Source organism: Pseudomonas sp. 22526 (assembly GCF_052044735.1).
GTDB lineage: Bacteria > Pseudomonadota > Gammaproteobacteria > Pseudomonadales > Pseudomonadaceae > Aquipseudomonas > Aquipseudomonas piscium.
Genome location: NZ_JBQENK010000003.1, coordinates 60,571 through 81,892, shown reverse-complemented (window position 1 = coordinate 81,892; position 21,322 = coordinate 60,571). Strand labels below are relative to the sequence as shown.

General features: G+C 61.2%; 18 protein-coding genes. 3 read left to right on the top strand and 15 right to left on the bottom strand.

Annotated features, from left to right (window positions below; translation table 11 throughout):
- Positions 1-48: 48 nt before the first annotated feature.
- The 12 genes from astB to acs all read right to left on the bottom strand — a co-directional run bounded on the left by astB (position 49) and on the right by acs (position 14,723).
- Positions 49-1,395, bottom strand: coding sequence for an N-succinylarginine dihydrolase (astB, locus tag ACTJKT_RS05125; RefSeq protein WP_097304711.1), 1,347 nt, complete (start codon positions 1,393-1,395; stop codon positions 49-51).
- A gap of 194 nt (positions 1,396-1,589) precedes the next feature.
- Entirely contained in the window at positions 1,590-3,059 is a 1,470-nt protein-coding gene (astD, locus tag ACTJKT_RS05120) for a succinylglutamate-semialdehyde dehydrogenase (RefSeq protein ID WP_440786587.1), read from the bottom strand.
- Complete coding sequence (gene astA, locus ACTJKT_RS05115; protein WP_007921553.1) at positions 3,056-4,081, bottom strand: arginine N-succinyltransferase; 1,026 nt, start codon at positions 4,079-4,081, stop codon at positions 3,056-3,058. The genes astD and astA overlap by 4 nt, the downstream gene beginning before the upstream one ends.
- 54 nt (positions 4,082-4,135) lie before the next feature.
- Entirely contained in the window at positions 4,136-5,155 is a 1,020-nt protein-coding gene (gene aruF / locus ACTJKT_RS05110) for an arginine/ornithine succinyltransferase subunit alpha (RefSeq protein WP_440786405.1), read from the bottom strand.
- A gap of 132 nt (positions 5,156-5,287) precedes the next feature.
- Complete coding sequence (locus tag ACTJKT_RS05105) at positions 5,288-6,508, bottom strand: aspartate aminotransferase family protein (RefSeq protein WP_009050325.1); 1,221 nt, start codon at positions 6,506-6,508, stop codon at positions 5,288-5,290.
- 326 nt (positions 6,509-6,834) lie between these two features.
- Positions 6,835-7,815, bottom strand: coding sequence for a transcriptional regulator ArgR (gene argR / locus ACTJKT_RS05100; protein ID WP_440786404.1), 981 nt, complete (start codon positions 7,813-7,815; stop codon positions 6,835-6,837).
- 114 nt (positions 7,816-7,929) lie between these two features.
- Complete coding sequence (locus ACTJKT_RS05095; RefSeq protein ID WP_007921545.1) at positions 7,930-8,694, bottom strand: ABC transporter ATP-binding protein; 765 nt, start codon at positions 8,692-8,694, stop codon at positions 7,930-7,932.
- 23 nt (positions 8,695-8,717) lie between these two features.
- Positions 8,718-9,830 (bottom strand): succinylglutamate desuccinylase/aspartoacylase family protein, encoded by a 1,113-nt coding sequence (locus ACTJKT_RS05090; RefSeq protein WP_440786403.1) that lies wholly within the window; start codon positions 9,828-9,830, stop codon positions 8,718-8,720.
- 1 nt (position 9,831) lies between these two features.
- Complete coding sequence (locus ACTJKT_RS05085; protein WP_202697373.1) at positions 9,832-10,530, bottom strand: ABC transporter permease; 699 nt, start codon at positions 10,528-10,530, stop codon at positions 9,832-9,834.
- On the bottom strand, positions 10,527-11,216 hold the full coding sequence (locus tag ACTJKT_RS05080; protein ID WP_007921541.1) for an ABC transporter permease: 690 nt from the start codon (positions 11,214-11,216) through the stop codon (positions 10,527-10,529). The genes ACTJKT_RS05085 and ACTJKT_RS05080 overlap by 4 nt, the downstream gene beginning before the upstream one ends.
- 91 nt (positions 11,217-11,307) lie before the next feature.
- Positions 11,308-12,084: an ABC transporter substrate-binding protein gene (locus ACTJKT_RS05075; protein ID WP_063432691.1), complete on the bottom strand. Its 777-nt coding sequence runs from the start codon at positions 12,082-12,084 to the stop codon at positions 11,308-11,310.
- Between the two features lie 683 nt (positions 12,085-12,767).
- The gene (gene acs / locus ACTJKT_RS05070) at positions 12,768-14,723 is read right to left on the bottom strand and encodes an acetate--CoA ligase (RefSeq protein ID WP_440786402.1); all 1,956 of its coding nucleotides are present in this window, start codon (positions 14,721-14,723) and stop codon (positions 12,768-12,770) included.
- Positions 14,724-15,134: 411 nt separating this feature from the next.
- On the opposite strand from acs, the gene ACTJKT_RS05065 reads away from it, so the two are divergent.
- Together ACTJKT_RS05065 and ACTJKT_RS05060 are read left to right on the top strand one after the other, a co-directional pair.
- The gene (locus ACTJKT_RS05065) at positions 15,135-15,398 is read left to right on the top strand and encodes a DUF2790 domain-containing protein (protein ID WP_053280486.1); all 264 of its coding nucleotides are present in this window, start codon (positions 15,135-15,137) and stop codon (positions 15,396-15,398) included.
- Between the two features lie 872 nt (positions 15,399-16,270).
- Positions 16,271-17,518 carry a ribonucleotide-diphosphate reductase subunit beta gene (locus tag ACTJKT_RS05060; RefSeq protein WP_025805755.1) on the top strand — a complete coding sequence of 416 codons (1,248 nt, stop codon included), beginning with the start codon at positions 16,271-16,273 and terminating at the stop codon, positions 17,516-17,518.
- Between the two features lie 138 nt (positions 17,519-17,656).
- Here ACTJKT_RS05060 and ACTJKT_RS05055 read toward each other — a convergent pair whose 3' ends face one another.
- A complete protein-coding gene (locus tag ACTJKT_RS05055) occupies positions 17,657-18,370 on the bottom strand; it encodes an acid phosphatase (protein ID WP_440786401.1) in 714 nt (237 codons plus the stop codon).
- Positions 18,371-18,726: 356 nt separating this feature from the next.
- Entirely contained in the window at positions 18,727-19,338 is a 612-nt protein-coding gene (locus tag ACTJKT_RS05050) for a phage holin family protein (protein ID WP_440786400.1), read from the bottom strand.
- 143 nt (positions 19,339-19,481) lie between these two features.
- On the opposite strand from ACTJKT_RS05050, the gene ACTJKT_RS05045 reads away from it, so the two are divergent.
- Entirely contained in the window at positions 19,482-20,465 is a 984-nt protein-coding gene (locus tag ACTJKT_RS05045; protein ID WP_440786399.1) for a hypothetical protein, read from the top strand.
- Positions 20,466-20,468: 3 nt separating this feature from the next.
- Here the strand turns inward: ACTJKT_RS05045 and ACTJKT_RS05040 are convergent, their stop codons facing one another.
- Positions 20,469-21,281 carry a sulfite exporter TauE/SafE family protein gene (locus tag ACTJKT_RS05040; protein ID WP_440786398.1) on the bottom strand — a complete coding sequence of 271 codons (813 nt, stop codon included), beginning with the start codon at positions 21,279-21,281 and terminating at the stop codon, positions 20,469-20,471.
- Between the last annotated feature and the right edge of the window lie 41 nt (positions 21,282-21,322).

The following is a 21,322-nucleotide window of genomic DNA, read 5'->3' as shown; positions in this document are numbered from 1 at the left end:
CTGGAGGTAAAGCGGCGCGCCTGGATCAGCGGACTCAGGCGCGGGCTTTCAATTGATCTGGAATGGATAAACCGCGCCCAGTTTAAGGATTTGCGTCAGTTCATCCAGTGCCGTCCGGCACTCAAGCAGCAATTGCGGGTCCGCCAGATCGTTTTCGCTCAAGCGGTCGCGGTAGTGCTTGTCGACCCATTGGGTCAGCGTGTCGTACAACGGTGCGGTCATGATAACCCCTGGGTTGACCGCCGCCAGTTCGGTTTGGTTGAGCGCGACCCGTAGCCGCAGGCACGCCGGGCCACCGCCGTTCTGCATGCTCTGCTTGAGGTCGAAGACTTTCACTTCGCGGATCAAGCCGCCGGAGCTGGTCAGGCCTTGCAGGTACTGCCAGACGCGCTCGTTGCCGCGGCACTCTTCCGGCACGATCAGCAGCATCGAACCATCGGCGCGGGACAGCAACTGGCTGTTGAACAGGTAGGAGCGCACCGCGTCTTCCACCGTGACCTGCGAGCGCGGCACGCAGATCGACTGGAAGTTGCCGCCACGCTTGCCCAGCTTGGCCTGCAGCTCGGCGAGCATCTTGTCGGTCTCGAGGAACGCATCCTCGTGGTAGAACAGCACCTCGCCGTTACCCACCGCGATCACATCGTTATGGAACACGCCCTGGTCGATCACCGATGGGTTCTGCTGGGCATACACCACACCGTCGTCGCTCAGGCCGTGCAGTCGGGCGACGGCCTGCGAGGCTTCCAGGGTCTGGCGCGCCGGGTACTTCTGCGGTGCCGGGTAGCGGGTATCGAAGGCACTGCGACCGAAGACGAAGAACTCGACGCCAGCCTGGCCATAGTCGCGGCAGAAACGGGTGTGGTTGGCCGCGCCTTCATCGCCGAACTGCGCCACCGCCGGCAGCGCCGCGTGATGGGCGAAATGCTTCTGGTCGGCGAACATCGCCCCCAGTACGCGACTGGTGGTTGGGTGTTCGATGCTGCGGTGATATTTGCAGTTCAGGTTGGCGGCGGTGAAATGCACGCGACCGTCAGAGGTGTCGGCACTCGGGCTGACCGTGGCGGCGTTGGCCACCCACATGCTCGACGCCGAGCAGCTAGCGACCAGCAGCGGCATCGCATCCTTGGCGGCGCGCTCGATGACCTGTGCATCGCTGCCGGTAAAACCCAGTCGGCGCAGGGCAGCCACGTCCGGGCGCTCCTGTGGCGCCAGCACGCCTTGCTGGAAACCCATTTCCATCAGCGCTTTCATTTTCGCCAGGCCCTGCAGCGCGGCTTCCTTGGGGTTGGAAGACTGCTGGCTGTTGCTCTGGGACGCGACGTTGCCGTAGGACAGGCCGCCGTAGTTATGGGTAGGCCCCACTAGACCGTCGAAATTGACTTCATAGGATTTCATCAGCGAGGCTCCACGAAAATCTGTTGTTATAGGCATCGGTATCAGTACATGTCTTGAGGCCGTCGGCGCCCGCTTCGCGGGACGATCGCAGCCTGCGGCAGCGGCTACAGGGTTACCACAACCACCGACGCCTGCCGCTCTNGCAGGCTGCGCTAAGGTCCGCAGGACCTTCCAGCAATCTGCGGCGCAACTCGTCACGCCAGCTTCACACCCGGCGTCAGCGCGCTCGGCAAGGTCAGGCTCGCGGTTTCCAGCGACGCCACCGGGTACGCGCAGTAATCCGCCGCGTAATAGGCACTGGCGCGATGGTTGCCCGAGGCCCCCACGCCGCCAAACGGCGCGCTGCTTGCGGCACCGGTCAGCTGCTTGTTCCAGTTGACGATACCGGCCCGGCTTTCCAGCCAGAACTGCTGGTAACGCGCCTCGGAATCCGACAGCAGGCCCGCCGCCAGACCGTACTGGGTGTCGTTGGCCTCGGCGATCGCCGCTTCGAAATCGGCGTAGCGAATCACTTGCAGCAAGGGGCCGAACAGCTCTTCGTCCGGGCGCTCGGCCACGGCGGTCACGTCGAGAATGCCCGGGGTCAGCAGCGCGGCCTGATCCTGCGGCTGGGTCATTTCCAGCAATGCCACTGCGCCATTGGCCAGCAGGTTTTCCTGGGCCTGCATCAGCGCGCGGGCAGCGCCGAGGGAAATCACCGAGCCCATGAACGGCGCCGGCTGCTGGTCGAACGCACCGACCTCGATGGTCGAGCTGACCGCGACCAGGCGCTCCAGCAACCGGTCGCCCCAGGCGCCTTGCGGCACCAGCAGACGGCGCGCGCAGGTGCAACGCTGGCCGGCGGAAATGAAGGCCGACTGGATAATGGTGTAGACCGCCGCGTCCAGGTCCGCGACCTGATCCACCACCAGCGGGTTGTTACCGCCCATCTCCAGCGCGAGGATCTTGTCCGGACGGCCGGCGAACTGCTGGTGCAGGTGATTGCCGGTACGGCTGGAACCGGTGAAGAACAGACCGTCGATACCCGGGTTGGCAGCCAGGGCGATGCCGGTTTCCCGCGCGCCTTGCAGCAGGTTCAACACACCCGCCGGCAGCCCGGCTTCGATCCAGCACTTGACGGTCAGCTCGGCGACTTTCGGGGTCAGTTCGCTGGGCTTGAACAGCACGCTGTTACCCGCCAGCAGGGCAGGAACGATATGACCGTTAGGCAGATGGCCAGGGAAGTTGTACGGACCGAACACCGCCACCACACCGTGGGGCTTGTGTCGCAGTACCGCGGTGGCGTCGCCCAGCGGGCCGCTCTTCTCGCCGGTACGTTCACGGTAGCTCTGCACCGAGATCGCGACCTTGTTGACCATGCTGGTCACTTCGGTGGCGGCTTCCCACAGCGGCTTGCCGGTTTCCTCACCGATGCAACGGGCCAGTTCGTCGGCATGGCTTTTCAGGCTGGCGGCAAAGGCTTCCAGCACTGCGATCCGCTCGTCCAGCGAACGCTTGGCCCAGGCCGGGAATGCCTGGCGCGCGGCCTGCACCGCACTTTCAACCTGGGCGACGGTGGCACCGTTGCCCGACCACAGCACCTGCTGGGTCACCGGATTCAACGACTCAAAGGCTTCGCCCTGGCCTGGCAGCCATTGGCCTGCGATGTACAGCGTGTTCATTATTTCGACTCCCGGGAAGCAGACAGCGCAACGGCACGGACCTGATCGCCCGCATTGAGTTGCAGGCGTTTGGCGGTCAGCGCATCAACCACCAGGGTGCCCGACGCGAAGCGCGCGGGTGCGGCGGTGATCCGGCAGTCCTCGCGCTTGCGGTTGTGAATCAGGAAAGGCGTGGCGTCGTCGCCCGGCGTGCCGATGGCCAGCACCAGCGCCTGGCTGTCGCGCACCGCGCGGATCTTGGCGGTTTCGCACTCCACCGCCGGGCCGGCGTCGAAGATGTCGACGTAACCCTGGTAGCTGAAACCCTCGCTCTTGAGCATGGCCAGGGCCGGCTCGGTATCGGTGTGCACCTTGCCGATCACATTGCGCGCGCCCTCGGAGAGGAAGCAGGTGTACAGCGGGAACTTCGGCATCAGCTCGGCGATGAACGCCTTGTTGCCCACGCCGGTCAGGTAGTCGGCCTGGCTGAATTCCATCTTGAAGAAGTGCCGGCCCAGGCTTTCCCAGAATGGCGAGCGCCCGGCTTCGTCGGACATGCCGCGCATCTCGGCGATGATCTTGTTGCCAAACAGCTGCGGGAATTCGGCGATGAACAGCATGCGTGCCTTGGCCAGCATGCGGCCGTTGAGGCCGGTGCGGTAATCGGCGTGCAGGAACAGCGAGCACAGCTCGGAATTGCCGGTCAGGTCGTTGGCCAGGAACAGCGTCGGAATCTCACGGTAGATGTTCAGCTCCTGGGAGGCGCTGACGGTCAGGCCGACCCGGAAGTTGTACCAGGGCTCACGCAGGCCGACCGCGCCGGCAATCGCGGAAATCCCCACCACGCGGCCGTTGTCGTCCTCGAGCACGAACAGGTAATCCGCATCGCCCCGCTCGGCTTCGCCACGGAAGGTCTTTTCCGCCCAGCCCACGCGGTGTTTCAGGCGCTCTTCGTTGGCCGGCAAGGTAGTCAGGCCGGTGCCGGTGCTGCGGGCCAGGTCGATCAGAGCGGGTAAGTCGCTGCTGCGTACGGGACGAACGATCATGCTATCTCCTCAGACGGGCGCCGCTGACGGCCCCCGCGAAACTCGCTTAAGGCGTTAAACCGCCACCAGGCGCACGCTGGCACCTTCGCCGACGCCCAGGGCTTCGGCCGCTTGCAGATCCAGGGTCACCGGTTTGCCCGGCGCGTAATCCAGCTCCAGCATCACCGCGCGGTAATCCTGTAACTGCGCGTTGGCGACCAGGTACTGGCGTCCGCCGCCCTTGGCGACCTCACCGATCTTCACCGGCACCACGCGGCTCTGGGCGATCGAACGGATCCCCGAGACCCGGGCATGCAGGGTCGGGCCACCGTCGAAGATGTCGATGTAATGGTCGGTCTCGAAGCCTTCGCGCATCAGGATGTCGAAGGTGATCTGCGCCCGCGGGTGCACCTGGCCCATGGCTTCCTGCGCGGCATCCGGCAGCAGCGGCACATAGATCGGGTAGTGCGGCATCAGCTCGGCGAGGAAGGTGCGGCTTTTCAGCCCGCACAGACGCTCGGCGGCGGCGTAGTTGAGGTCGAAGAAGTTGCGACCGATGGCGTCCCAGAACGGCGAGTCGCCGTTCTCGTCGCTGTAGCCGACGATCTCGGTCACCACCGAATCGGCGAAACGCTCCGGGTGGCTGGCGACAAACAACAGGCGACCGCGGGAATTGAGTTCCGACCACGGCGAACCCACCAGCTCCGGGACCACATAGAAGCTGGTCAGCAGGCTGTTGCCGGTCAGGTCGTGGCACTGGGAAAGCACGTGGATCTTGTTGTGGATCTTCAGCTCGCGGGAGGCGTGCACGAAGGTTTCGTTACGGAAGCTGTAGAACGGCTCGGAGTAACCGGCCGAGGCGACGATGGCCGAGCAACCGACCAGCTTGCCGGCTTCGGTGTCCTCGAGGACGAAGAAGTAGCTCTCCTCGCCATTGAAGCTCACCTCGGCGGCGAACGAAGCCTCGCTTGCCGCGATCTTGTCGCTCAGGCGTTCCACGTCATCCGGCAAGGAAGTGACACCAATCGGGCTGTCCGCAGCCAGACGCTGTACCTCGCCCAGATCAGCCATTTGCGCGGGGCGCATCACCAGCATGGTGTCACTCCTTACTCGAAACAGGCCGGCCAGGAGGCCGACTCAGGGAAAAAAATGCCGGGACAGCCCGGCACCGAAAATTGGGCTCGACGCTTGCCCGAAGACAAGCGCCGAGGAGTACCGCGGCCCGAATCAGGCCTGGGTCAGCTTGGCTACTGCGCGCTCGAAGCGCTGCAGGCCTTCTTCGATGTCCGCTTCTTCGACCACCAGGCTCGGGGCGAAACGCACCACGTCCGGACCGGCCTGGAGGATCATCAGGTTTTCTTTTTCAGCGGCGTTGAACACGTCCTTGGCCTTGCCTTTCCAGGCATCGCTGAGCACGCAACCGAGCAGCAGGCCCAGGCCGCGCACTTCGGTGAACAGGCCGTACTTCTCGCCGATCTGCTGCAGGCGGGTCTTGAAGCGATCGTGCTTGGCCTTCACGCCGTTCAGCACTTCGGGCGTGTTGATCACGTCGATCACCGCGCCGGCCACCGCGCACGCCAGCGGGTTGCCGCCGTAGGTGGTGCCGTGGGTGCCGACCACCAGGTGCTTGGCCAGCGCTTCGGTGGTCAGCATCGCGGCGATCGGGAAACCGCCGCCCAGGCTCTTGGCGCTGGTCAGGATGTCCGGGGTCACGCCGTAGTGCATATAGGCGAACAGCTCGCCGCTGCGGCCCATGCCGGTCTGCACTTCGTCGAACACCAGCAACGCATTGTGCGCATCGCACAGCTCGCGGGCGCCTTGCAGGTAAGCCTTCTCGGCCGGCAACACACCGCCTTCGCCCTGGATCGGCTCCAGTACCACCGCGCAGGTCTTGTCCGAAATCGCCGCTTTCAATGCCGCCAGATCGTTGTAAGGAACGTGGGTGATACCAGTGATTTTAGGACCGAAGCCGTCGGAGTATTTCGACTGGCCGCCCACGTTCACGGTGAACAGGGTGCGACCGTGGAAGCTGTTGAGGGCAGCGATGATTTCGTATTTTTCCGCGCCGAAACGGTCGAAGGCGACACGACGGGCCAGCTTGAAGGCGGCCTCGTTGGCTTCGGCGCCGGAGTTGCAGAAGAACGCGCGCTCGGCAAAGGTGGCGTCGACCAGCTTGTGGGCCAGGCGCAGGGCCGGCTCGTTGGTGAAGACGTTGGATACGTGCCACAGCTTGTTGGCCTGTTCGGTCAGCGCAGCGACCAGCGCCGGATGGGCGTGGCCCAGTACGTTGACCGCGATCCCGCCGGCAAAGTCGATCAGCTCTCGGCCCGACTGATCCCAGACTCGGGAGCCCGCGCCACGCACAGGAATGAAAGCCGCAGGTGCATAGTTGGGAACCATGACCTGATCGAAATCGGCGCGTTGCACCGGAGCTTGCTCAACGGACATCGGAGTCTCCTGAAGAGGAACGCCTGCCTGAAACTGGCGAGCGATGGGGGGATTGTAAGGACAGTTTTCTGCCCGGCCTTGTCGCCAAGCGACAACTTCTTATAGCGCCAACCCCGGTTTTACGCGGGTTTACGGCAATGCGACAAATAGCGTCGCAAAGGCGCAGTTTAAACTGCTGGAGGCTTTAACGGCAGGATTGTCCAACGATTTGCGCCCGGCGTGACGACGCCATCGCGAGCAAGCTTCGCTCCTACAGAAGAATGCATTCCGTGTAGGAACGAAGCTTGCTCGCGATAGCAATCTGACAGACAAAACGAAGAGGCGAATCAACCGCGCTCGGAAGGCACCGAAGACAGTTCGAAGGGACTGCTGCTACGCCGCTGGTTGCGGTCTTCCCGCGGCGTGGCGCCGAAGAAGTTGCGGTAGGCGCTGGAGAAATGCGGGCCCGAGGAGAAACCGCAGGACAGGCCGATCTGGATGATCGACTTGCTGGTCTGCATCAGCATCTGCCGCGCCTTGTTCAGGCGCAGCTCCAGGTAATACTGGCTCGGCACGCGATTGAGGTATTGCTTGAAGATCCGCTCCAGTTGCCGACGCGAGACGCACACATGCTGGGCGATTTCGTCGGTGGTCAGCGGCTCCTCGATATTGGCCTCCATCAGCAGCACCGCCTGGGTCAGCTTCGGGTGACTGGAACCCAGGCGATTCTGCAACGGAATGCGCTGGCGCTCGCCGCCTTCGCGGATACGTTCCACCACCAGCTCTTCCGAGACCGCGCCGGCCAGTTCCGCGCCGTGGTCACGGGCCAGCACCGCCAGCAACAGATCCAGCACCGACATCCCGCCACATGCCGTCAGGCGATCGCGATCCCAATCGAACAGATGGCTGGTGGCGATGACCTTGGGGAAACGCTCGGCAAAATCGTCCTGCCAGCGCCAGTGCACCGCAGCCCGATAACCGTCGAGAAAACCCAGCTGCGCCAGGGGATACACACCAGCGGACAAACCACCGATCACACAGCCGGCACGCACCAGTTGCTTGAGCGCGCTGCTCAGGGCCGGTGCCAGGGCGGCAGGCGGCTCATCGGCCAGCAGGAACAGTTTCTGGCAGCCTTCGAGCTTGCCCGACCAAGGCTCGCCCGGCAGTTGCCAGGCGCCGTCGACCGGCGCCTCGGCCTGCAGGAAGGCCAGTTCGTAGACCACTTCCGGATGCACGCGCTGAGCGACACGCAAGGCCTCCTCGGCCAGCGCCAGCGTCAAGGCTTTAGTGCTGGGCCAAATCAGGAAACCAATTCGATGGGCAGTCATGGCGGGCAATCCGAAACGAAAACAGTGTTAGAGGCCGAAGGCGGCTGCAACCAAATTAGACCATCTGGCGCGCGGTGCGCAGCATGACCTAATTTGGTGCATTACGGGAGTGATTTACTTCAGGCTGCCCGAGAGGAATTGTTGCAAACGTTCCGATTGCGGATTGACCAGCACTTCGCGCGGGTTGCCGCTCTCTTCCACCAGGCCCTTGTGCAGGAATATCAGCTGGTTCGAGACTTCTCGGGCAAAGCCCATTTCGTGGGTCACCACCACCATGGTCCGGCCTTCCTGGGCCAGGGCCTGCATCACTTTCAGCACGTCGCCCACCAACTCGGGGTCAAGCGCCGAAGTCGGTTCGTCGAACAGCATGACCTCAGGCTCCATCGCCAGCGCCCGGGCGATCGCCACACGCTGCTGCTCACCACCGGACATATGGCCCGGGTAGGCATCCTTGCGATGCGCCACGCCAACCTTGGCCAGGTAGTGCTCGGCCTTTTCACGGGCTTCGGCCTTGGGTACGCCGAGCACATGCACCGGCGCTTCCATGATGTTTTCGATGGCGGTCATGTGCGACCACAGGTTGAAGTGCTGGAACACCATCGACAGGCGCGAACGCATGCGCTGCAGCTGTTTTGGATCCGCCGCCTTCAGCGCGCCGTCCTTGTTCGCCACCAGCTTCAACTCTTCGTTGTTCAGCAGGATCTTGCCGGCGTGCGGCTGCTCCAGCAGGTTGATGCAACGCAGGAAGGTGGATTTGCCGGAGCCACTGGAGCCGATGATGCTGATCACATCGCCAGCCGCCGCTTTCAGGGACACGCCCTTGAGCACTTCGTGACTGCCATAGCGTTTATGCAGGTCTTGGACTTCAAGTTTGTACATGCTGTCGGTTCTCACAAAAGCAGTCAGTCGTTGAGCAAGCGCCCGTGCCGCAGCGCTTCGCGCCCCGCCACCTTGGCCAGCCAGAAACCGGGTTGGGCGTAACGCAGCCGCTCAACGGCGAACAACACGCCGCTGGTGCCAGCACACAGGGTGCTGACCCGATCGGATAAGGGATCAATCACTTCAAAAATCGGCTCGCCCTTCTCCACCCAGCTACCGGCCGGACGCAGAAAACTCACCACGCCGGGATGCGGCGCAAACAACAATTCGGTGCCTTCGAAAGGCATGCCCTCGCACGCTTCATGCTGCGCCGCCGGCCACTCGCCCGCAATCAGTCCCTGCTCGGCGAGGAACGCCAGGATGCCTTCGGCGTGCGCCTCGGCCTGCGGGCGACCGGTGTCGGCCTGGCCGCCCAACTCGAGGGTGGTCGCCAGGCAGGCCAGCGGGATCTGGGCCTGCGGGAACTGGCGCGACAGGCGCAACCAGGGCAGCGAACAGGCTTCGTCGAACGAGCTGCCGCCGGAATCTTCCGCCAGCAGGCCGACCCGCACATTCAGGTGGGCCGCCAGGGAGCGCCACTGCGGCCAATGCTGCGGCAAGGCGTACATATGCAGCGCCGCTTCCGTATCGCAGTGCAGGTCCAGCACCACGTCCGCGGTGCAGGCGTGGCTCAGGAGGATGCGTTGCATGCCTTGCAGCTGGCTCACTGGCGCTGGCAGTTCGGCCAGCACATCGCTCATGGCCTGGCGAATCATCTGGATATTGGCGTGCGGGTCATCCCCCAGGCACCCATCCAGACGGGCCGCGACCGGCGCGCTCAGCTCGACGAAATCACGGTTGAAGTTCTTGCCGCTGCCAACCTCGAACCGCCCCTGGTGATTGCCTTGCAGCAGCTGGCCCAGGCCCATCGGGTTGGCCACCGGCACCAGTTCGATCACGCCATTCAGCGCGCCCTGGGCTTCCAGTTCGGCCAGGCGCTTTTTCAGCTCCCAGGCGGTGCGCATCCCAGGCAGTTCGTCCGCATGCAGGCTGGCCTGGATATAGGCCTTGCGCTCGCCGCGACCGAAACGGAACACCGAGATCTGCCGTTCGCTGCCCAGGTGGCTCCACGGCAATGCATGGTCAATGCGTTCCATATCAGTGCTTCCGCGGCGCCAGGTAGCGCAGCCAGCGGCCTTCGGCCAGCTTGAACAGGCGCACCAGGATAAAGGTCAGGCACAGGTAGAACAGGCCAGCGGTAATGTAGGCCTCGAACGGCAGGTAGTACTGCGCGTTGACCGTACGAGCAGCACCGGTGATATCGATCAGGGTCACGATGGAGGCCAGGCTGGTGGTCTGCAGCATCATGATCACTTCGTTGCTGTACTGCGGCAGCGCCCGGCGCAGGGCCGACGGCAGCAGGATGCGGGCATACATCTTGTAGCGCGACATGCCCATGGCCTTGGCCGCTTCGATCTCGCCGTTCGGCGTGGCCTTGAGGCTGCCGGCGATGATTTCCGCGGTGTAGGCGCTGGTGTTGATGGCGAACGCCAGGCAAGCACAGAAGGTCGCACTGGACAGCCACGGCCAGAGGAAGCTCTGACGCACCACATCGAACTGCGCCAGGCCGTAGTAGATCAGGAACAGCTGCACCAGCATCGGTGTGCCGCGGATCACGTAGGTATAGAGCCAGGCGCTCAGGTTGACGATCGGCTGCTTGGATACCCGCATCAGCCCCAGGGGCAGTGCCACCAGCAGACCGAAGAACAGCGACAGGGCCAACAGCTTCAGGGTGGTCAGCAGGCCGCTGAAATACAGCGGCAAGGCCTCATAGATGACGTTGTAGTCGAAGATCATAGATCGGCCGCCCTTACGCCTACCGAGTAGCGCTTCTCAAGGTGACGCAATGCCAGCAACGAGACACTGGTGATCACCAGGTACATCGCTGCCACCGCGAGGAAGAAGGTGAAAGGCTCGCGGGTGGCGTCAGCCGCCTGCTTGGCCTTGAACATCATGTCTTGCAGGCCCACCACCGAAATCAGCGCAGTGGCCTTGGTCAGTACCAGCCAGTTGTTGGTAAAGCCCGGAATCGCCAGGCGGATCATCTGCGGCACCAGCACCCGGAAGAACACCTGGAAACTGTTCATGCCGTAGGCCATGCCCGCTTCCGCCTGCCCCTTGGGGATCGCCATGAAGGCACCACGGAAGGTTTCCGACAGGTAGGCACCGAAGATGAAGCCCAGGGTGCCGATACCGGCAGCCAGCGGGTTCAGGTCGATGTAGTCGTCGTAACCCAGCATGGGCGCGACACGGTTGAGCAGGTCCTGGCCGCCGTAGAAGATCAGCAGGATCAGCACCAGGTCGGGAATCCCGCGGATCACCGTGGAATACAGGTCGCCCAGCCATGCCAGCCAGCGCACCGGCGAGAGGCGCAGCGCGACCCCGATCAGACCCAGAACGATGGCCAGGGCCATGGACGACAAGGCAAGCTGAAGCGTCAGCCAAGCGCCATCGAGGATGACAGCCCCGTAGCCTTTCAACATGATTCAGGTCCTCGAAAATTGGGATGAAAAAATGGCGCAAACTTCAGAGATTCTGCTGCTTGCGCCATCTCGGACTTGCTGACTCGACGTTTTACTTGCCGTAAATGTCGAAGTCGAAGTACTTGTCCTGGATTTGCTTGTACTTGCCGTTCTCGCGAATGGCAGCGATAGCACCGGTGATCTTGTCTTTCAGCGCATCACCCTTGCGCACAGCGATACCCACGCCGTCGCCGAAGTATTTGGTGTCGGTGAACGCCGGGCCGACGAACGCGAAACCTTTGCCGGCGTCGGTTTTCAGGAAGCCGTCATTCAACAGGGTAGCGTCTGCCACGGTGCCGTCGAGGCGACCGGCAGCCACGTCCAGGTAGATCTCGTTCTGCGAGCCGTATGGCTTGATCTCGGCACCCAGCGGAGCCAGTACTTCACGGGCGAAACGCTCGTGGATCGAACCGCGCTGCACGCCGATGTTCTTGCCCTTGAGCTCGGCCAGGCCGTCGCTGACCTGGGTACCGGCCTTCATGACCAGGCGCGCAGGGGTGTTGTAGTACTTGCCGGTGAAGTCCACGGACTTCTTGCGGTCGTCGGTGATCGACATGGACGACAGGATCGCATCGATCTTGCGCACCTTGAGCGCCGGGATCAGGCCGTCGAACTCTTGCTCGACCCACACGCACTTGACCTTCATTTCTTCACACAGGGCGTTGCCGATGTCGTAGTCGAAACCAACGATGCTGCCGTCTGGAGCCTTGGAAGCGAATGGAGGGTAAGCCGCTTCGATACCAATTTTCAGAGGCTTTTCATCGGCGAACGTCGGCAGGGAAAGTACGGAGGACAGTGCCAGGGCGCCAAGAAGCACGAGTTTCTTCATCTTAGGACTCCATCGGTAAAGGGCGAAAACGGCAGAGTGAGCGACAGCCCAATATGCGAATGGGTGGAACCTGATAGCGGTGCTGCGTCCTTGAGGACCTGGCCATGAACCCCATGCGGGTTCCTCGACAGGCAACGACGAGCGAGTGATCGGCATTCTAACGACAGGCCCGAAGCCGATATTTCCTCAATGCGACAACAAATTACAGAAGCACTGAGAAACCAGGTCGAGCACATTGACAGCTCTTCAAGTTTATGCAAGAGCAAAAGACGGTAAACCAATCTACGTTGCAAATTGCGGGCCTATTATTCGCAAAGCCTTCTATTCCGGCAAGCGCAGCGTTATGACTTATTTTTTACAGGCCCCGAAAAGGCCCTGAAACAGGGCTTGGCGTTTCTCATTGCCCCGAATCCGGGCAGCGGGTTACACATTCCTTGCGGCCGGTAACATTCAGATACGCCTGATGGACATGCCGATATTTATTCGATCAAAAAGCCGCTCCCTGTAGCCGCTGCCGCAGGCTGTGATAAGACCCGAAGGGCCTTCAGGACCTTCAAGAGCGCGTNTCTCCTGCGGAGCCGATCGCAGCCTGCGGCAGCGGCTACAGGGGAGCTGGGTAACCCCCATAAAAAAGCCCTGCCCGGCGCAGGGCCGGACAGGGCTTTGGTTGACGCAGGCCCGTCTTAGGCGACGTTCATGGTCTTGTGGGTATCGACCAGGTGCTGCACCACGCCCGGGTCGGCCAGGGTGGAGATATCCCCCAGGCTGTCGTATTCCGCCGTGGCGATCTTGCGCAGGATACGGCGCATGATCTTCCCGGAACGGGTCTTCGGCAGCCCTGGCGCCCACTGGATGACATCCGGCGAGGCGATCGGACCGATCTCCTTGCGCACCCAGTTCTTCAGCTCCAGGCGCAGCGCCTCGCTCGGCTCTTCGCCACCGTTGAGGGTGACGTAGACATAGATGCCCTGCCCCTTGATGTCATGGGGCACACCGACCACCGCCGCTTCGGCGACTTTCGGGTGAGCGACCATGGCGCTTTCGATCTCGGCGGTGCCCATGCGGTGGCCGGAGACGTTGAGCACGTCGTCCACCCGCCCGGTGATCCACCAGTAGCCGTCTTCATCGCGACGGGCACCGTCACCGGTGAAGTACATGCCACGGAAGGTCTTGAAGTAGGTATCGACGAAACGATCGTGGTCGCCATACAGGGTGCGCGCCTGGCCCGGCCACGAATCGAGGATCACCAGGTTGCCTTCGGCGGCGCCCTCGATGATGTTGCCCAGGTTGTCCACCAGCGCCGGCACCACACCAAAGAACGGACGTGCCGCCGAACCCGGCTTGAGGGCATGGGCGCCCGGCAGCGGGCTCATCAGGGTCGCGCCGGTCTCGGTCTGCCACCAGGTATCGACGATCGGGCAGCGGGATTGACCAACGTTCTTGTAGTACCAGTCCCAGGCTTCCGGGTTGATCGGCTCACCCACCGAACCCAGCAGGCGCAGGCTGCTGCCGTCGGCGCCTGCGCAGGCGGCGTTACCCGAGGCCATCATGGCGCGGATCGCAGTCGGCGCGGTGTAGAGGATATTGACCTTGTGCTTGTCGACGATCTTCGCCACGCGGGTCACGTCCGGGTAGTTCGGCACCCCCTCGAACAGCACAGTGGTCGCACCATTGGCCAGCGGGCCATAGACAATATAGGTATGACCGGTGACCCAGCCGACGTCGGCGGTGCACCAGTAGATTTCCCCCGGACGGTAATCGAACACGCGCTCGTGGGTCAGGGCCGCATACAGCAGGTAGCCGCCCGTGGTGTGCTGCACGCCTTTGGGCTTACCGGTGGAGCCGGAGGTATAAAGGATGAACAGCGCTTCCTCGGCGCCCATCTCTTTTGGCGCGCAGACGGTACCAGCCACTTTCATCAAGTCTTCGTACCAGATGTCGCGATGCTGGTTCCACTTGATGTCACCCGATGTGCGCTTGCACACGATGACCTTCTGGATGCTGCTGGTTTCCGGGTTGGTCAGCGCGTCGTCGACATTGGCCTTGAGCGGAATCTTCTTGCCCGCGCGGATGCCTTCGTCGGCGGTGATCACCACCTTGGAGCGGCAGTCGATGATCCGGCCGGCCAGCGCTTCCGGGGAGAAGCCGCCGAACACCACCGAGTGAATCGCGCCGATCCGGGTACAGGCCAGCATGGCGACCACGGCTTCGGGAATCATCGGCATATAGATAGTCACCACGTCGCCGCGGTGCACGTCCTGGCCACGCAGGGCGTTGGCGAACTTGCAGACTTGTTCGTGCAGTTCGCGGTAGGTGATGTTGCGGCTTTCGGAAGGATCGTCGCCTTCCCAGATGATCGCGATCTGATCGCCGCGCTCGGCCAGGTGGCGATCCAGGCAGTTGTAGGAGACGTTGAGGGTGCCGTCGGCAAACCATTTGATATCGACATGGTGATCGTCGAAGGAGGTCTGCTTCACCGTGGTGAAAGGCTTGATCCAGTCGAGGCGCTTGGCTTGTTCGCGCCAGAAGCCGTCCGGGTTGACGACCGACTGCTGGTACATGGCCTTGTAGGTCGCCTCGTCAGTCAGCGTGTTGGCCGCAACCTCGGGACGAACGGGATACAGAGAAGCCGCACTCATCTTTCTTACCTCGGTGACATAGTTGTTGTTGTATGACCCCGTTGTAGCCGGGGCGGGCCTATAGAACCATTCGACGATGGTAGTAACAACCCCCGGCCACTCCCCCTGAAAAGAGCTTTAGCCTCTCTATTACGGTAGTTGCGGCAGTTTCTGCGGCAAGTAGAAGACCGCAGCCAGGCCACTGGAGGTCGTTTTTACCGGGATTGTTACAAAAACCGTCAATAGTGTTTATCAAAAGCACGCCTGTATAGCGCCTACTCAGGCGCCTAAAATCAACCTCGCCAACAAGGCAATGTGATTAACCAAGTTACAGCCCCCACGAAGGCAGTTAATCCAACTTCTACTCAAGTTCCACACGCAGCCCCACAAAGGCTGCGTGACCCCACACGACCTTAGAAAGGTGAAATCAAAATGAAAGCTTTATTAGTTCTGGCCCTCAGCAGTCTTTGCGTTACAGCAATGGCCGACGAGATCCCGACTGATGTCGCAAACCAGCAACCGCCCGTAGAGGAATACTCTTACTCGTCCGACCTGGACATCGCCAAAGTTATCTCCATGAGCGAAGTTCCGAATGTATGCGAAGTTGTACCCGCGCGTATGGAATATGAAGACTCGAAAGGCCTGCGGCATATCCTGCAATACCGCGTCATGGGTAACGGCTGCTCTAACGGCTGATACTCAAGTTGCTCTTCAAGTTCCAACAAGTGCCGGCCGCAAGAGATCTTTCTTGCGGCAAAGATGGCCAGACGCACAACTGAACCCAGACTTGTTGCAAGCCATCGCCCAATGCAGTGCGACCACGGCCTTCGCACTCCCTTTTTTCGCCATCGAGCCGCCTTGCGGGGGAGCGTTTCTGTATCGCTCCAAGGGGCTTGATGAAGGTCCAGAAATGCCTTCTCGAGCGTCAAAAACAACCTCGGGTGGCAAGCCGGGACAGTAGTGTTTCAAAGGTCAAAAATTGACCATCCAACACAAGATGTAGTGGCAAAAGAGCTTTTTTGCTTATTTTTTGAGCAAAAAATTCAACCGACAATATTCAGCGAAAATTGAACACAATCCTGTCTACCAAAGCCCCCACCCTCACCTGTAAGCCACGCCCTACGGGGCTTGCAGAACATCGCGCGAAATTTTCAACGCATCCGATCAGCTCGAGGCGGCAAAAACACGCCAAACGAGGTGAAAAAAAATCTTCGCCGGCCAAAGCCTTGTAAACCCTCGCTCCGCTGCGATAACGCCCCTCGCCGACCGATTCGTGAGCCACTTCGTCGCACCACAGCGGCAAAAAAGTCCCTATAATGCGGCCTTAAAACGGGCCTGCAATATTCCCTTACAGGGATAAACAGCCAATCCGAAGCCAGCGCAGAAATCGACCCGGTCCTCTGTGCCCAAAACCGCTTCGGAACTCCCGTACATATTTTTGTTTATTGCCTGCGTTAGTGCTGCAACGAACGATTCCTTAAGATCCAACGCGGCCAGTTCGGTCGTGTGAAAAGCCAACCATCAGTTTTCACACGGGCATCTGGCCCTCACGCAGGAGACGACACGTCATGCTGAGCTGGGACGAATTCGACAAAGAAGAAGGCGAAGTCGCCGTTAAAGGCGCCAACGCTGGCCACGCTGCCGAAGCAACCATGGACCGCCTCGACAGCGCCGGCGGTGCCGCCGCTCTGGAAGCCCGCGCCGTAACCGCCAACGACTCCGCTGCCGTTGCCCGTGCCAAGGCCTCTCTGGACCAGCTCGACATCGCCGAAGGCCTGGCCGAGCTGGAAGGTGCTTCCGCCCGCGTCGCCGTCGATGAAAAGCGCATGATCAACTGCCGCGCCGACCTCAACCAGCTCGTGCCATTCAAGTACGACTGGGCCTGGCAGAAGTACCTGGACGGTTGCGCAAACCACTGGATGCCGCAAGAAGTCAACATGACCGCCGACATCGCCCTCTGGAAAAACCCGGAAGGCCTGACCGACGACGAGCGCCGCATCGTGATGCGCAACCTGGGCTTCTTCTCCACCGCCGACTCCCTGGTTGCCAACAACCTGGTGCTGGCCGTGTACCGCCTGATCACCAACCCGGAATGCCGCCAGTACATCCTGCGCCAGGCGTTCGAAGAGGCGATCCACACCCACGCCTACCAGTACTGCATCGAATCCCTGGCCATGGATGAAGGCGAGATCTTCAACATGTACCACGAGATTCCGTCGGTCGCTAAGAAAGCTGCCTGGGGCCTGAAGTACACCCGTTCGATCTCCGATCCGAAGTTCGAAACCGGCACCGTCGACACCGACAAAGAGCTGCTGCGCAACCTGATCGCCTACTACTGCGTTCTGGAAGGCATCTTCTTCTACTGCGGCTTCACCCAGATCCTGTCCATGGGCCGCCGCAACAAAATGACCGGCGTCGCCGAGCAGTTCCAGTACATCCTGCGCGACGAATCCATGCACCTGAACTTCGGTATCGACGTGATCAACCAGATCAAGATCGAAAACCCGCACCTGTGGGATGCCGAGATGAAGGAAGAAGCCACCCAGATGATCCTCCAGGGCACCCAACTGGAAATCGAATACGCTCGCGACACCATGCCGCGCGGCGTACTGGGCATGAACGCGGCGATGATGGAGGACTACCTCAAGTTCATCGCCAACCGTCGCCTGTCGCAGATCGGCCTGAAAGAAGAATACCCGGGCACCACCAACCCGTTCCCATGGATGAGCGAGATCATGGACTTGAAGAAAGAGAAGAACTTCTTCGAGACTCGCGTGATCGAGTACCAGACTGGTGGCGCGCTGAGCTGGGATTGATTCCAGCCCTGTGCCGATCTCGATCCGAATCGGCACAACGCAAGATCAAAAAAGCCCTGACTTGCTCAGGGCTTTTTTATTGGGGGACAGTATTCCCCCCGCTTCCAGGCCAATCATCCGGCCAGGGTCGATACCTGCTCAATCGGTGGAGGCCAGGACTCCACGAATCTCCTTTTTCACCGCCTCAAAATCCGCTGCCGCTCTGGGATCATCGAGCAACCGGGCCGCCAACACCGCGGCGCTTATCTTTCCGCCCTCCAGGTCGCTGGGGAAATGCACACCGGCGATGACCCGGCTGTCGGCATTGATCTGTGCGCGGCTGAACAACTCGCTGCGTTTCTCCGGCAGCGCCATGCTCAGCAAGGTGGCATTGAGATAGCCATTCATCGAGTGACCGCTGGGGTAGGAATCGCCCTCGGGTGGCGGCAGGACCGGCTTCACCAGTGCAGAGGCTTCGTAAGGACGCGGCCGACCATAGCTGTGCTTGGCCGGCATCAGGAACTGCACCAGGTCTTCCTGGGCCCGCCGGAAGAAGGCGCGGGTCAGGGGCAGGTGCTCGACACTGAAACCGGCGCCGAGGGATTCCCTGGCGAAGTGGAACACGCTGTCCTCCCATTCATCATCCTGCTGGACCTGGCTCACCTGGACACTGCTGCGCACCGCCTGGGCCGCCAGCACGGCCTTCAGGTCGTTTTGCTGCAGTGACGAGTCGATGGCAGGGGGCGGCGGCAAGTAGTCAGCCAGCTGGAACTGATTCGCCGGCAGATAAGGCAAGGCCGCCTGCTCCGCCAGGACGGTCCCCGCACCGGACAGGGCCAGAAAAAACAGCAACGAACGCGTCAGAACAGGCATATCAAGGTCCTCATTATTGTGAGGAGAAAAGCCGTTTGGCTTGTTCCCACCGGACCTTCGTTCATGAGGCCGGCGCCTTCTTATCGAGCATTTCTCTGGGGCTTACTTGTCCCTCCTTGCCAAGGGCGTGACCTTCTCTGCCAGCAGGGCAACAGGAAGTTAAGCTTTTGTTTTTGCAAGCTTTAGGGTGTAAGAATCGCCTCTAAATAGTGAGAGTTTTGTTAGTTAAAATGGTAGGAAATTTCGCAAAGCAACCCCGCCCAAAACGAATGCCAGACGCGGTATTTGTAAATCCCTGAATAGGGAGGCTGATGGGAGATATTTTCGCGAACAAGCTCGCTCCTACAGGGGGCGATTCATGACTTGTTCTGCTCGAGCGGACGCCAATCGAAATGCTGCCGTTCGCCGACGCCATTGAAGTCGACACGATAGGTGTGCTGCTTGCCGCCGATATCGCAGACGCCGACCAGGTCGTGGTTATGCTGTTCGCGAGGCGGTGGCGTCTGGATATGCACGGTGCCGTGGCAGTTTTCGTAGTTGCAGGGCGCGGTATTGCGATACAGCAGGTAATCGCCACTTTCATCGCGCTCGACCCAACGCCCATCGATGAACCGTGCCTGGTCGGGCGCAATGCTGGCGGTGGCCATTTTACGTTTGCCGTTGCACAGCATCACCCCAGCCATGGCGACGGCCATGATGAGGTAGGCCAGGATCCGCGACTCCACATTGAAGTAGGAAAGGATGCCCAGGGCGTCGGCCAGGATCGACATGACCGAGAGCGCCAGCGCCGGCAGCGACAGGAAAAATGCCACCGCGCCTTTGATGACGCTGGCCCGGCTCACCCGCTCGACACTCCTGGGGTCGATGACGAATTGAATACTGGTGCGCTCGGGCGCCTGATTCTGGGCAATGTTGATGTGGTTGGCATCACCAATGGAGCCGATATTGATGCGGTTACCGTCAGACATGAACCTGAGTCCTTTGCGGTGATAGGTGGATCACGCTACCTACAAGGTTATGCCGAGATAGGCAGCCATGCTTGAAAAGATCAGTGCACTCCCCTCCGCCACCCGCTATTAATAGCCTTCTTCACTCAAGGACCCGAGCCCCCATGAAATTCGACACCGCCTACTGCATCAGCCTCGACGACAAGCTGTCGATCTATGACGTGCGCGACCTGAATTTCGACGAGACCATGGCCTTCGACTCGGCCAAGGAACAGTTCCAGTGCCCCAACGACGCCTGTCGCGCCGCCTTTGCCGCGGACAATCAGTTGGGCACCTTCAATGCCAAGAACGTCAATTACATCCGCACCCCGCACTTCAAGAACCTGCCCGGCACCCGGCATATCGAGGGTTGCCCTTATGGCAGCAGCAGGACACTGGCAGCCGGGGTGGAGGGGGCGCCGGACGAGGATGATCGGGAGGAGCACTTCCCATCGGAGCTGCTGCTGGCCCGCCGCGAATATGTGCGCAAGCCCGCCACACCCACTGTTGATGTCGACACGCCAGGAACTGCAGCGCCAGCGCCCAGCTCCAGCCCACGCACGCCTCACCCGACCCAGGCCAGCACGCCGGACAAGACCAGTGTCTTCGCCCATCCGGTGGAGTGTTTTGTGTCGAATATCAACGACAAGGAGCTGCTCAAGCGCATGCCCTTGAAGATCGGCGAGCACACGGCGTCCTATGCCTCGTTTTTCAAGAAGATCGAATACCTGCAGGACAACAAGGGCTTGATCTACTGGGGCAAGATCAAGGAGATCAAGGACTACACCCAGAGCTTTCGCATCGACTTCGAACAGAAGGTCTGGTTCAAGCAAGCGGACGAGACGAAAAAGAAGCCCTATTCGGTCAACGTCTACCTGAGCAAAAAGCTGATCGAGAACTACCGCAAGCGCAAAGCCTTCCTCGAAGAGATCAAGCATGCCATCGACAGCGAGCAGGACCTGTATTGCTTCTTCTATGGGGTGACCCCGGAGCTGAAACAGGTGCCGAGCAAGAAACACCCCGAACAGACGTTCGGGGTATTCAGCGCCAACATCGAAAACCTCGACCACTTCATCATTCGTGAAGCGCCGGGGTTGGCGACGGGCTAATCCTTAGCGGACCAGCATGCCGAGCATCACCAGCACCAGCAGGCCGATATACACCCGCGCATGCAGCCGGTCGGGAATGCGCCCGATCCACGGCGAGGCCAAGCGAATGCCCAGCAATGAACCCAGGGTCAGCACGGCAAAGGCCAGCAGGTCGACATAACCGATAAACCAGGGCCCCAGGTCGAAGCGGCTGAAACCGGCCAGGGCCATATAGGTCAAGGTCCCGGCCAGGGCCACGGGTACGCTCAGCGGGTTAGCCATGGAGGTGGCCTGGGTCATGCTCAGGCCGCAACGGCGCAGCAGGGGCACGGTCATCACACTACCGCCGACACCCAGAAAAGTGGCAATGGCACCGATGCCCAGGCCACCAGTGGTTTCCAATCGTCCCAGGCGGCGCGGCGTGCGGGTGTCGACCTGTTCGAGAAAGCCACGACGCACCAGGCAATCGGCAATGGTCAGCGCCAGGTAGGCGATAAAGGCGTAGCGCAGCACCTCACCACCCACCGCCACTGCCAGGATGGCTCCGCCTATCGCTCCCAGCCCGATATAGCCGCCCAGTGGCCACAGGTAATGCCGAATCAGGTTGCCCGCGCGGCGGTGTTTGCCGGTGGCTATCAGCGCGTTGACAATCATCACACAGGTCGAGGTGGCGACCGCTATATGCATGGCCGACTGGGCGACGGCATCGTCAGCGCCGTGGCTGCTCAGCAGCATGCGATACAGCAGCGGCACCACCACAAAGCCGCCGCCGAAACCGAACAGCACCGCGCTGATCCCGGTCATGCAGCCAAACACAGCCAGCCATAGATAAAACATCGAAGGTTCTCCGTTAGCAGAAGACCTCGACAATAGAGCGC

Excerpts from the sequence above, each read along its gene's own strand:
- ACTJKT_RS05050 (WP_440786400.1), bottom strand. The coding sequence starts at position 19,338 with ATGTCTGACGGTAACCGCATCAATATCGGCTCCATTGGTGATGCCAAC.
- acs (WP_440786402.1), bottom strand. The coding sequence starts at position 14,723 with ATGAGTGCGGCTTCTCTGTATCCCGTTCGTCCCGAGGTTGCGGCCAAC.
- ACTJKT_RS05090 (WP_440786403.1), bottom strand. The coding sequence starts at position 9,830 with ATGGAACGCATTGACCATGCATTGCCGTGGAGCCACCTGGGCAGCGAA.
- aruF (WP_440786405.1), bottom strand. The coding sequence starts at position 5,155 with ATGCTGGTGATGCGCCCCGCGCAAATGGCTGATCTGGGCGAGGTACAG.
- ACTJKT_RS05065 (WP_053280486.1), top strand. The coding sequence starts at position 15,135 with ATGAAAGCTTTATTAGTTCTGGCCCTCAGCAGTCTTTGCGTTACAGCA.
- ACTJKT_RS05085 (WP_202697373.1), bottom strand. The coding sequence starts at position 10,530 with ATGATCTTCGACTACAACGTCATCTATGAGGCCTTGCCGCTGTATTTC.
- ACTJKT_RS05055 (WP_440786401.1), bottom strand. The coding sequence starts at position 18,370 with ATGCCTGTTCTGACGCGTTCGTTGCTGTTTTTTCTGGCCCTGTCCGGT.
- astA (WP_007921553.1), bottom strand. The coding sequence starts at position 4,081 with ATGATCGTTCGTCCCGTACGCAGCAGCGACTTACCCGCTCTGATCGAC.
- ACTJKT_RS05080 (WP_007921541.1), bottom strand. The coding sequence starts at position 11,216 with ATGTTGAAAGGCTACGGGGCTGTCATCCTCGATGGCGCTTGGCTGACG.
- ACTJKT_RS05040 (WP_440786398.1), bottom strand. The coding sequence starts at position 21,281 with ATGTTTTATCTATGGCTGGCTGTGTTTGGCTGCATGACCGGGATCAGC.
- ACTJKT_RS05045 (WP_440786399.1), top strand. The coding sequence starts at position 19,482 with ATGAAATTCGACACCGCCTACTGCATCAGCCTCGACGACAAGCTGTCG.
- ACTJKT_RS05105 (WP_009050325.1), bottom strand. The coding sequence starts at position 6,508 with ATGTCCGTTGAGCAAGCTCCGGTGCAACGCGCCGATTTCGATCAGGTC.
- astB (WP_097304711.1), bottom strand. The coding sequence starts at position 1,395 with ATGAAATCCTATGAAGTCAATTTCGACGGTCTAGTGGGGCCTACCCAT.
- argR (WP_440786404.1), bottom strand. The coding sequence starts at position 7,815 with ATGACTGCCCATCGAATTGGTTTCCTGATTTGGCCCAGCACTAAAGCC.
- ACTJKT_RS05095 (WP_007921545.1), bottom strand. The coding sequence starts at position 8,694 with ATGTACAAACTTGAAGTCCAAGACCTGCATAAACGCTATGGCAGTCAC.
- ACTJKT_RS05060 (WP_025805755.1), top strand. The coding sequence starts at position 16,271 with ATGCTGAGCTGGGACGAATTCGACAAAGAAGAAGGCGAAGTCGCCGTT.
- ACTJKT_RS05075 (WP_063432691.1), bottom strand. The coding sequence starts at position 12,084 with ATGAAGAAACTCGTGCTTCTTGGCGCCCTGGCACTGTCCTCCGTACTT.